This window comes from Candidatus Woesearchaeota archaeon, assembly GCA_003694805.1.
Taxonomy (GTDB): domain Archaea; phylum Nanobdellota; class Nanobdellia; order Woesearchaeales; family J110; genus J110.
Genome location: RFJU01000045.1, coordinates 1 through 11,245 on the forward strand (window position 1 = coordinate 1; position 11,245 = coordinate 11,245).

Genomic DNA, 11,245 nt, shown 5'->3' on the forward strand with positions numbered 1-11,245 from the left:
ACCTCCTTCACGGCATCCTCGTTCACGCCAGGAACAACCACCGGCGTGAGGAGCACATCCACCTTCTTCGCAGCGTACCGAAGCATACCCAGCACGTGGCGAAGCGGGTAGGGAGCACCGTACAAGCGGCGAGCAAGCTCCTCATCAAGTGCGTGGAGAGAAACATTCAGCCGAGACAACCCCGCCGCGGCAAGGTCGTCAACGAGGCGCGTTGTGAGGAGCACGGCATTTGTGTTCATGGACACCGCGCAGCAACCCTCTTTGCCGCCTTTGCAAGAGGACAGAAGGCGAACGAGGCGTACAAGGGAAGGGTAGAGGAGCGGCTCCCCGTGCGGGCCAATATTAAACTCCACCCGATGCTTCTTTATCGCGGCAACCCTGCACGCTTCCTCAGCAAGAAAGTCAGGATCAATGAACACGTCAAGCACCTTCTTATTCTTCCCCTCATCGACGCTGCAAAACGAACAATTCAAATTACACCCCGTCATGGGCTTGACCTCAATGATGTTCGTTCCCCGGTCCACCACGCCGAACTCGCCCGCCCCGATGAGGGGGACGCCGCAACCCTTGTGCAGGTACCACACGCGCTTCTTTGTCAAAATACTGCGCATATGACGCATTTCCTGGTCCAAGATGACGCGCACCTTCCTCTCGGCACGATCGCGAGCAACGCCTGAGAACACGAGCGAGCCGTCCTCAACGCGAAACGCCCCAATCCTTCGCAAGGAGCGATCATCCACGAAGAACTCAAACCTTCGCAGGAACACGCCCCGCACGCGCCCTTCATACGGGAAGAATTTCACATCCCGAAACGAAACGACCGCATCCCCTGCCATTTCATCGCCCATGCTTTTGCAAGAAACCAACCCTGTTTTTTAAAACCCTGTCCTTTTTCTCCTCCCCTCCTCCCTCCCCCTGTGCAAGCACGAGCCAGCCCTCGAGCAACCTATTTAAACAAAGGATGATTTCACCTCCCAACAGACGATCACCATGGTTGATGTGAAAATAACGTACGAAACCCTCTTTGACCTCCTGCGCCGAGAAAAGGCAAAAGAAGCCATCCAAGCGCTAGAACCTACGTTTTACGCTGACGTTCTCGCTTACCTTGAAGGGCGCAAGGCGTACCTTGATGACCCCGCCCACGGCAGCGACGCGGCAAAGGAAAAATTCCGCATACAATTCAACAACATGAAAAAAATTCTTCGCGAACTCCACGACCGCCGCGAAGAGAAAATCGTCCGCCTCGCCCTCAACGCTGCCAGGACGGGGGCAGGAGCCGTGACGGACGAGCACCTCCTCCCCAACGAAGCCGTCCTCTTCAAAGACCTGCTCCAAGTCCTCACGCTCCACCGCAGAGCACACCTCAACGCGATTCTCAGCCTCCAACCACCCCTCACGACGTACGCAACGAGCAAGACCTCAGAAGACGCCGTCCGCGCCGAAAAAAGCCCTGAACTTCTTTCACAGCCAAATCCACAGCAAAAAGAAGAAGGAGCAGCCACGCCTCACCAGGCGCAAGAAAAGAGCGTTTCAAAGGAAGATGCCGCTGACGCGCAGGCATCAACCCTGCCAGCCGGAGCGATCACAGCAAAAACAGCCGCGCCCAACGAGCGCCCCGCGCCACCTCCAAAACAAGACCGGCCAGCAGACCCCGTCACACTCGTCTTCCTCAAAGACGTCCCGCAATTCATTGACAAAGCCCTCGCCGTTCACGGCCCGTTCAAGCAAGGAGACGAGCAATCCCTCCCCGGCGACGTCGCAATGGTTCTCCTCCGCAAGGGGCTTGCCAAGGCAAAGGACTGAGGCATTGGGGAAAAAACAAGGGAACAAAAAGAAGAAGCGTCGTGAGCGTGACGTGCCCAAACGCCCATGCTCGACAACATCCGGGTCACAACCCCTCGTCCCTCCCCCGCCCACGCCGTCCTGACAATAACTTTTATAAAGAGAAAGACGTCACCGCAAGGCAAACACGACGCCAGACACGACGCCAAAAAGAAAACACACAGAAGGAATACGCTGAAGAAGCACACTCTCAAGAGAAAAGACGACCACGCCATCATGAAAAAACCAAAAACAACGCGACGCTTTTGCCCTGCCTGCAAGAAGCACACAGAGCAGAAAATATTTCAAGGAAAGAAGCGAGGCAGAAGCGCGACCCACCCGCTCTCGTACGGCGGCACGAAGCGCGTCAAGCTCAGAGGAGAACGACGCGGCGCAGGAAACTTGGGAAAGTACAGCAAGACGCCGAAGCCCAAACGGCAAGGCAAAAAACTCGCCAAACGAACCGATTTTCGCTACACCTGCACTGCCTGCTCAAAAACGTTCACCCAGCCCAGCGGGATCAGGGCAAAAAAAGTAGAAATCATCTAAAAAAAATCCTTCTTTAAGCACGGTTTTAAGCTAAGTTTTAAGCAAAGACTTCTTTCTAAACCATTTTTTCTCTGTTACCGCCCTCGCCCTTCTCAACAAGCCATGCCTTCCCAACTCCTCGCAACAAGAAGGCCAACAACAGCCACCCCGTCACAAGGTTTATAAATAATCCGTGATTGGCCAGCAAAACAAGAAACAAGAGCGAAGAGGTGCCCACCATGAACCTTGAAAACCCTTCATCGAAATTCATCAAAGTCCGCTGTTCAAAATGCAAAAATGAACAAACCATCTTCGGCAAGGCGGCAACCAAGGCGACCTGCCTCGTATGCGGTGAAGTCCTAGCACTCCCCACCGGCGGGAAAACAAACGTGAAAGCAAGAATCCTGGAGGTTCTCGAATAAATGTTCTTCAAGCGTGAAGGATTCCCGGAAGAAGACGAACTCGTCCTGTGCACGGTTATAAAAGTACAATACCACAGCGTCACGTGCCGCCTTGATGAGTACGGAAAGAACGGGATGATTCACATCTCAGAGGTCTCCCCCGGCCGCATCCGCAACATCCGCGACTACGTTGTCGAAGGAAAGCGCATCGTTTGCAAAGTCTTGCGCATCAACAAAGAAAAAGGATACATCGACCTCTCCCTCAGGAGGGTGAACGAGGCGCAACGCCGCCTCAAAATGGAGGAAATAAAACAAGAACAAAAAGCAGAAAAAATCATTGAACAACTCGCGACTGACGAAGGCGTCACGCCGAAGGAGCTTTACGACAAAATCGCGCCAAGCATCCTCTCAGAATACGGCCACCTCCACAAAGCATTCATTGACGTCGTCGAGAACGGCGCAACGCTCACCAAGCTCGTTGGAAAAGAACTTGGCGAAAAACTTGAGCACATCGTCAAGGAAAAAATAAAGCCAAAAAGCGTCGTCATCGAGGCGGACGCGAAGCTCTCCACGCCCGCAGAAGGCGGTGCAGACCTCATCATTGACGTCCTCACCCAATCCGAAAAAGCCGTGCCGGGCCTCGAAATAAAATACCGCGGAGCAGGAACCTGGCATTACCGCATCGAAGCGAAAGACTTCAAAACAGCAGAAAAACTTCTCAAAGACGCAACGGCCCCGCTCAGCCAGCTTGAAAAACAAGAAGGGACGGTCACGATAACAAGAAGCAAATAGCTAAAGCCGGCAAGCAAAAAAACGCCAACCCGGCCTTGCAACAAAAAAATCCTAAACGAACCACGCGAAGGGCGCGCACCCAAAAGCCCAAACAAAAACACCCTGCCTATTTCGGCACGTATTCCCAGACCAATGCACATCCTCAAATGTCCTCGTTGCGGCTCCTACGGCATCACAGAAGCCTGCCCCTGCGGAGGCACCAGAGTCTCGCCCAAGCCGCCTCGCTACTCGCCACAAGACAAGTACGGAACCTACCGCCGCTCAGCAAAACAAACAAAAAACTAGCGCAACAAATTAACGGCGCAAACGGGAAAAACCAAATCAACCAATCAATTCCTCTTCTCGAAACAAAAAAAATAAACGGTGAACAATGCCCCTCGCGAAAAAGAAACAACCAAGAAAAGAACAAACAAAGAACGCAAAGAAAAAACAAGTGAAACACCGCAAGCAAGCAATCACTCAACGAGAACGAAAGAAGGAAGGACGCACAAGAGAAAAAAACACAACCCCTCCTCCCACGCCCCCCAACGAGCAAAGAAACACCTGGCACGTCACCTGGCACACGAAAACACCCATCAAACAACCCGTTCTCATAACAGGGCTTCCCGGCGTTGGCAACGTAGCAAAACTCGCCGTAGACTACCTCATCGACGCGCTCAAAGCGCGTCACGTCGCAACACTCACGAGCACAGCACTTCCCGCCTGCGTCTTCATCCGACCCGACAACACAGCAACCCTCCCAACCATCAACATCCACGCCAAAACCATTAACAAGACAACCTACCTCTTCCTCTCAGGCGACGCCCAACCCCGAGACGACGAAGCAACCCACACCCTCGCCAAGCTCGTCGCGCAAGAGCTCCAACACCTCGCCTGCAAGCACGTCATAACCTTAGGAGGCATCGGCCTCTCCGAACTCAAACTCCACCCGAGCATTTACGTCCTCGCCTCGACACCAGCCCAGAAAAAAGCCTGCAAACAAGCCGGAGCCATCACCTCCCTTTACGGAACCGTCGGCACAATCACCGGCATTAGCGGCGTCCTCTACGGGGAAGCCCAAAAGAGAAACCTCCCCGCCACCGCCATCCTTGCAGAGTCCCTCGCCCACCCCTTCTTTGCAGACCTTCGCGGCGCCCACGCACTTCTGCTCTACCTCCAAAAACTCCTCCGCATCAAAGTAGCAATGAATGCCTTCCAAAAGAAGCTTTCCAGCTTCGAAAAAGAGCTCCACCTCGCCCTTCAACCCTTCCACGACCACGCCACGCCGCAACCACCCCCGCCGCAAGGCCGCAGCGACGAAACCACGTACATCGGCTAAGCCTTCCAACAAAAAAACGTCTAACAAAAAAAGACAACAACCCATTCTTTCACGATGAACGATATAGCCATCCTCAAATAGTTACAACAACTTTATAAAGCTTTGACGTTCTAAAACGAGCAAAAAAAACCTGCCCGGAAAAATACAGGGAGTGGTGAGTGGCATGAAGAAGCGCGGCCAAGTCAGCATTGAATACATTCTCATCGTTGCATTCGCCTTTGCACTGACGATACCCCTCTTTGGCATCTTCCAGCAGAAAGCAGTCGAAACCAAGACCATCGTCTCCGACGAGCAACTCTTCAAAGCAGGAACCGCCATCATCGACGCGGTGAATCAAGTCTACTACTACGGCCCCCCGGCGAAACAAACGCTTCGCGTCTACTTTCCCAGCAACATCGTCTCCGTCGATATCAACGGAAAGAGCATAATCTTCACCATGGACGCGATCCCCAAGGACTACGATGTCAGCTTCACCGCAGACACCACCATCAACCCCGCGAGCACCATCAAGAAACACGAAGGCATCCACTCCATCACCATCACGGCACAGCAAGACGGATCAGTCAAGCTCGAGGAATAAATGGTGACAACGCAACTGCGAGGAACAAGAGCACAAGTGTCTCTTGAATTTAGCGCAATGCTCATGATGGCAGCACTCTTCTTCGTCGTCCTCCTCGCCTTCGCCAACAACCTCCTCCAACAACGATTCACCGACCAGAGCTTCTTCGCCATCCGCGACATCACCTACACCATCCAAGACGAATTCCTCCTTGCCGCCCAAGTCCAGCCCGGCTACGAACGAATCTTTTCCATCCCTCACAAATACCAAGGATTCCCCGTAACCGTCACCATCCAAGAAAAAACGCTTGAAGTCCGCTACAACAACCAAATCCTCTCCGCACCCATACCCGCAGTTCAAGGATCAATAAGTACAGGAAAAAACAAAATCTGGAAAGACATGAACGGCGTCATCCACGCCCAACCCCTCCCCTAACCCGACACGAGAAAAAAGAACATGACAAAGCAAACTCAGCAAAATCAGAAGAAGAACACCCGCCCCTTCAAAACGAGGGGCAGGCAAGGGCAAGGATGGGCGGTTGACTACTCCATCGGCCTCCTCCTCTTCCTCACCGTCTTCATCCTCGGCATCAAAATCATCACGGAAAACTTCCAACCCAACACGTACGACCTCCTCGCCAAGCAAGCCGAAAGCGTCTCCAGCATCCTCAAGCAAGAAGGCTACCCCCCAACCTGGGCGTTCGAACCCGTCAACAACATCGTCAGAGCAGGCGTGCACACCAACGCCAAACTCTCCAAGCGCAAACTCCTCACGATGAAGACGTTCTCGTACAACGACCTCAAAGTACGACTCGGAGCGACGAACGACCTGCTCTTCTACTTCACCAACACCACCAACGGAATCGTCAACTTCCACGACACCTGCAGCTTCGGCGCCCCGGACAGCCTCGATGAAGTAACCATCCAAACCAGCAACACGCACAGCGAAAACCTCCCCAACGCGGCACTCGTAGCACCAGCAACGCTCATCCAAGGAGACCTCGCCACTACGTTTGACACGGACATCTACGAAAAACAAGAAGGCCAACCCAACAACCTCTCAGCACTCGTGAACAACCTCTCCCGCTACGATGTCGTCTTCCTCGAAGACCCCCACCTAGACGACCCCTGGAAAGACCTGACAAGAACCCAAATCCTCCTCGCACTTGAAGAATTCACCAAAAACGGCGGCACCCTCATCCTCACCGGGAACGTCACGTCACACTTCCTCGGCGTCTTCCAAAACACCACCCAAGAAAAAAATCACACCGTCCTCGTCACGGATGATGGCTACTACCTCACCCTCCCAACAGGAACCATCCAAAACACGGCCGCCCCAGGATTCACCGTCGAAAACGTCGACGCAGACAACTTCCTCAAAATAACCGAGTACGACGAAGCAGCCCAGCGACCCGGCATTGCACGATGGACACTCGGAGACGGCATCATCTACTACTACCCAACCATCGAGGCAACCACCCCCACAGGCCCCCTCAAGAACGACATCCTCTCCCTCGTCAACAACGCCGTCAACATAACCGCAGTAGACTGCGACAGCATCAGCGTCGAAGAAGATAAGGTGCGCGACCTTGTCAACATCGAACGCATCACCATCTACAAGCAACAACCACTCACCATGCACGTCCTGCAATGGAGGAAACGACCATGAAACGAAAACAAGCATTCTTCTTCAGCTTAGATGCTTTCCTCGCAGGAGCACTCTTCATCGGCGCAATCCTTCTCGTCATCACCATCTCAAACCTCCAACCCACCAGCAACCAACTCGACTTCGCCGCGACAGACGCCGTCACCGTCCTTGCCAACCAAAAAATCACCGACGTCAACGACCCCTACATCGACGAACTCATCGCAAGAGGCCTCATCAACGACACCACCAAGAGCGTCCTCTACCAAATCGGCGAACTCTGGGCGATAAACAACGTCGAAGAAGCAAAGAACCTCACCGCCATAACCCTCAACAAAACCATACCCGAACGCTACGGATTCAACCTCACCATTGGCGGAGACATCATCTTCTCCCGAAACAAACCCCAAAACAAAGACATCCTCGTCACCAAGCGCATGATATCAGGCATCAAGCAAGGAGAAGCCCTCCGCGGAACAAGCGCGGCAGCCTTCCTCAAAAGAATCCGCGGCAGAGACCTCGCCACGTTCGTCTACTTCGGCGGATTCGTCGGCCAAGGAAACATCTCAGCACGCTTCACCCTCCCTAGCGACCTCACCACAGAAAAAATCCGCTCATTCGAAATGGAACTCGACGCCAAATCACGCTTCACCCTCTCCATCAACGGAAACGTCTGCGGCACGTTCACACCCATCGAAACAACCGACAACTACACACCAGACTACTGGGACATCGCCGCGTGCAACACCTCCCTCCAACCAGGAGAGAACGAACTCTCCTTCACCTTCGACGACGTCAACGAAGCCTACATCGCCGGCGGCTACGTCAAAGTCACCTACACCTCAGAAACCTTCCTCGAAACCACCAAGCTGGGCGAGAAACAAAAGAAACTCCCCGGCATCACCGGCATCGTCAACCTCTACGACGCTTTCAACGTCCCCGGCAACCTCACCAACCTCGACGTGCACCTCCACTACTTCGCCAACCACACCACCGAAAACAACGCGACCTTCTACATGACCATTGGCAACAAAACCATCCTCAAAGACGACGTCAGCACCACAGAACAAAAAATAACCATTGACGACAGCCTTCTCTCCTCCGTCCTCAACTACACCCAACTCAGCAGAACAACCGTCCCACTCAGGATAGGCTTTGAAAACCTAACGTACCAGACATCATACAAAGGCAACGCTCGTGTCTCGCTTGTTACAGACGTGAGTGGCAGTATGAGTTGGCGAATGGATAGCAACTCACCAGGAGTTGAAAGAGACTGTAGCGACGAAAATATCAATGATTCTGACTCACAACGCCTCTCAGTTGCAAAATGTGTTGACAAGGAATTTATAGACGAAATCCTGAACTACCCTGGTAATCTTCTTGGACTCACTTCGTATGACACAATAGTAAAGTCTCAAGAACCGCTCACAGACAACAAAACTGAGTTAAAGCAAGAAGTAGACTCGTACTCGCCGGGAGACAGCACATGCATTTGCTGTGGAGTAAATGGAGCAAAAGATGTTCTAACTCAAGGCTTGAAACGCACTGTCTTAATAGGGAAGCAAAGCAACAATTGGCTTTATGAAACCAACAACTTTCAAGGCCCTCCGCCGAATGACGGAAGCGGCAACCCTTGGTACGCAAAGGAGTATGATGACTCTTCATGGCAAACAGGCCAAGCCCCTCTTGGACACGGAACACAAGCCGCAACAGATATGGGCTCAAAAGCCGCGCTTGGTGCGCTCTATCCAAATCTCTGGCCACATGTAACGGACGGTCCTTCACCAGCAGTAGATTTTGATGGCGGTCAGTATAACAGTACAGGAGACACGTGGGGGTTGGGGAACGGTGATGACGGCTGGGATAGAGGTCCAAACCAAAACCCGGGACCTTACGAATATGACGGACGGCATAGCAACATAATCTATGACTGGGTGCAAGACTTGGAGGGAGACAACATGCTCCACTTCCAACTCGGAGGAGGAACCTCAGGCTCAAGCAGAAATACATGTCAAGGATTTGACTGCTCAGCTGCTTACGGGATCGAAGTAAACATCACACAAGAGCAATTCGAACGCCTGTCGACTCCAACAGGAAAGGCAATCATTAGCTTTCAATATGAATGGCGTCCAGGAACTTCTGGATTTGAAAATTCAGACCAACTCTGGCTTAAAGCACGCTGGACAAGCCCCTCTTCTGGCAGCAACTACTTGGGATCAGAACTCTCGAATGAAGGAGCGGATGTTTCCTTAGAGGTTGATACCTTGAACAACCCGGATTCTTTTTTCTCTTCAAACACATACTCACAAGACATTTCATCGTTGATTGAAGGACCTGGAATGTATTATTTAGATATAGGGGCTAAGCTTCTCTCAACTTGCTCCTTTTCACTTTTTGGCTTTTGCTTTGATAGCCAAACACAAGAATGGGGCGACATTTATATTGACGATGTTGAACTCATGATAACAAACGCGTCAGGATCTGACTTTTACTACCTCAGGCATCATTTTACAATATCTTCCCTTGACGATGTGAAGAGAGCCCACCTTAACCTTAATGTAGATGACGTTGCTAACGTCTACTTAAATGGTCAGCTTCTTGAACAAAATCCCTTCTCTGGCAACGGAACCTACTGGGATATTTCAGCACAGAAGGTAGGCCCGGACGCGTGGGAGCTCAACGATAATGTCCTCGCTATCGAGTTACAAAACTCAAAAGATGATGCTCTCATCGATGCAGAACTAATAGCTATTAATACGTCCAAAGACCTCGCAGCACTCGTCATGACTGACGGTCAAGCAAACATTTGTTGTAGATTCTCAGGAGAACTCAACAAGCACTACCCTCCCTGCTCTTCAACGATTGCAAGGGAAGACGCTGTAAATGCAACATGTTCTCTGCGCCAAGACTGGGGGGCAACGGTTCATACTGTAGGGTTTAGCTCTGAAGCCGACGAAACACTTCTTCAAGAAATGGCAAGTTGTGGCAATGGTCAATTTTTCAAGAGTGATAATGCCTCTGAACTTGCAGAGTTCTACAGTAGTGTTGCCTCAACTATATTGGAAGCCTCGCTTAAGTCACAAACCGTTGTCATCTCTGGTGAATTCCAACCCTCCACTCTCTTCAACGATTCCTACATCAACATAACGTATACGCCGCTAGAAGAACAACCTCAACCAGGAGAGCTCGAAGTGGTCTTCCAATCAAGCGACCTCAACTCTTGCACCCCCTCCGTGACCGTGTACGACGGCGTCCGCGTTATTGACGCGGTCATAACCTCCTACTCAGGAGAGCACTGGACCGACTACCTCGCCGTGACAGACCCGTGGGGAGGGGAGGCGTACAACCTCTCAATATACAATGACAGTTACGAACGCCTCGGAGACCCCTATCTCGTCCAAATCGCCACCGATCTCATCCGGCCAGGGGCGAACACGCTCTTCATCCAAACCGGTGACAGCCCAACAAACCATACTAGTTGCAGCAAGAACAACACCTTCATCTACCGAGGGTACGTGAACGCGTCGACGGAACGCTCCGACGTCGTCACCACCGCGCAGGGCTGCACGTGGAACATCGCCTTTGAAGACGGCTCCAACGTCACCACCAGCATCCCGGAATCGTACACGGGAAGCAAAACATGCTCGTACAACACGTCGGGACACCCCGGCGGTGATTACAACCCTCAAGACGCGTACGATCTCGCAACGGCACAAATCCTCGACCAGCTCGACTTTGACGATGACGGCGAAGTTCTCGTCAACCTCGCCGCAGAAGACCTTGAAATCATCGTAACCGTCGTCAACCAAGTCCCCTACCTCTGGGGGCCAACCATGCTTGAGGTGCACGTATGGGACTGAACAATACCTGCAAGGAGCACAAGCACACTCAAAGAAGCGTACTGAGGAAAAAACCTGGGAAGAGAGGTGTGTACTACCTCGCGTTCATGATCGTCATGGTCACCATCGTCCTCATCGTCTTCTTCTCGGTCGGGTCGCAACGCCTCCAAGACCGCCAAAGCGCCATCGGCGTTCGCGTCCAAACCATGAACACGTTCCTCAACGACTTCTCAGATGACGTCAAAAGAGGAGAATACATCGCAGGGTTTCGAGCCCTCCTCGCCATGGAACAGCACGTCGTCGAAACAGGCGCCTTCCTCACCGACGCAGAACAAACCTACCT

The 11,245-nt window shown here is 52.4% G+C and carries 12 protein-coding genes; 11 read left to right on the top strand and 1 reads right to left on the bottom strand.

All coding sequences use genetic code 11. The features are described 5' to 3' along the window. Positions 1-848 (bottom strand): radical SAM protein (locus D6783_01890; GenBank protein RME53471.1); only part of this gene is annotated, 848 nt, incomplete at its 3' end. A gap of 142 nt (positions 849-990) precedes the next feature. Between D6783_01890 and D6783_01895 the strand changes: the two genes are divergently transcribed. From D6783_01895 to D6783_01945, 11 genes are all read left to right on the top strand, one after another. Next, positions 991-1,803 carry a DNA replication complex GINS family protein gene (locus D6783_01895; protein ID RME53472.1) on the top strand — a complete coding sequence of 271 codons (813 nt, stop codon included), beginning with the start codon at positions 991-993 and terminating at the stop codon, positions 1,801-1,803. 66 nt (positions 1,804-1,869) lie between these two features. Beyond that, the gene (locus D6783_01900; GenBank protein ID RME53473.1) at positions 1,870-2,370 is read left to right on the top strand and encodes a hypothetical protein; all 501 of its coding nucleotides are present in this window, start codon (positions 1,870-1,872) and stop codon (positions 2,368-2,370) included. Positions 2,371-2,588: 218 nt separating this feature from the next. After that, complete coding sequence (locus tag D6783_01905) at positions 2,589-2,771, top strand: 30S ribosomal protein S27e (GenBank protein RME53482.1); 183 nt, start codon at positions 2,589-2,591, stop codon at positions 2,769-2,771. Further along, positions 2,772-3,542, top strand: a complete 771-nt coding sequence (locus D6783_01910) for a S1 RNA-binding domain-containing protein (protein RME53474.1) — start codon at positions 2,772-2,774, stop codon at positions 3,540-3,542. A 132-nt stretch (positions 3,543-3,674) separates the two neighbouring features. Then, positions 3,675-3,827, top strand: coding sequence for a ribosome biogenesis protein (locus tag D6783_01915; protein ID RME53475.1), 153 nt, complete (start codon positions 3,675-3,677; stop codon positions 3,825-3,827). 85 nt (positions 3,828-3,912) lie between these two features. Continuing rightward, the gene (locus D6783_01920; protein ID RME53476.1) at positions 3,913-4,860 is read left to right on the top strand and encodes a hypothetical protein; all 948 of its coding nucleotides are present in this window, start codon (positions 3,913-3,915) and stop codon (positions 4,858-4,860) included. A gap of 163 nt (positions 4,861-5,023) precedes the next feature. Beyond that, positions 5,024-5,440: a hypothetical protein gene (locus D6783_01925; GenBank protein ID RME53477.1), complete on the top strand. Its 417-nt coding sequence runs from the start codon at positions 5,024-5,026 to the stop codon at positions 5,438-5,440. Beyond that, positions 5,441-5,854, top strand: a complete 414-nt coding sequence (locus D6783_01930) for a hypothetical protein (protein ID RME53478.1) — start codon at positions 5,441-5,443, stop codon at positions 5,852-5,854. Positions 5,855-5,875: 21 nt separating this feature from the next. After that, positions 5,876-7,087 (top strand): hypothetical protein, encoded by a 1,212-nt coding sequence (locus D6783_01935; protein RME53479.1) that lies wholly within the window; start codon positions 5,876-5,878, stop codon positions 7,085-7,087. Continuing rightward, the gene (locus D6783_01940; GenBank protein RME53480.1) at positions 7,069-10,923 is read left to right on the top strand and encodes a hypothetical protein; all 3,855 of its coding nucleotides are present in this window, start codon (positions 7,069-7,071) and stop codon (positions 10,921-10,923) included. Before D6783_01935 ends, D6783_01940 begins: the two co-directional genes overlap by 19 nt. Then, positions 10,914-11,245: hypothetical protein (locus tag D6783_01945; protein ID RME53481.1), on the top strand; the 332-nt coding region annotated here is incomplete at its 3' end. The genes D6783_01940 and D6783_01945, both read left to right, overlap by 10 nt.

Coding starts and splice junctions, on each gene's coding strand:
- D6783_01935 (RME53479.1), top strand. CDS start 5,876: ATGACAAAGCAAACTCAGCAAAATCAGAAGAAGAACACCCGCCCCTTC.
- D6783_01905 (RME53482.1), top strand. CDS start 2,589: ATGAACCTTGAAAACCCTTCATCGAAATTCATCAAAGTCCGCTGTTCA.
- D6783_01895 (RME53472.1), top strand. CDS start 991: ATGGTTGATGTGAAAATAACGTACGAAACCCTCTTTGACCTCCTGCGC.
- D6783_01900 (RME53473.1), top strand. CDS start 1,870: ATGCTCGACAACATCCGGGTCACAACCCCTCGTCCCTCCCCCGCCCAC.
- D6783_01930 (RME53478.1), top strand. CDS start 5,441: ATGGTGACAACGCAACTGCGAGGAACAAGAGCACAAGTGTCTCTTGAA.
- D6783_01925 (RME53477.1), top strand. CDS start 5,024: ATGAAGAAGCGCGGCCAAGTCAGCATTGAATACATTCTCATCGTTGCA.
- D6783_01915 (RME53475.1), top strand. CDS start 3,675: ATGCACATCCTCAAATGTCCTCGTTGCGGCTCCTACGGCATCACAGAA.
- D6783_01940 (RME53480.1), top strand. CDS start 7,069: ATGGAGGAAACGACCATGAAACGAAAACAAGCATTCTTCTTCAGCTTA.
- D6783_01920 (RME53476.1), top strand. CDS start 3,913: ATGCCCCTCGCGAAAAAGAAACAACCAAGAAAAGAACAAACAAAGAAC.
- D6783_01910 (RME53474.1), top strand. CDS start 2,772: ATGTTCTTCAAGCGTGAAGGATTCCCGGAAGAAGACGAACTCGTCCTG.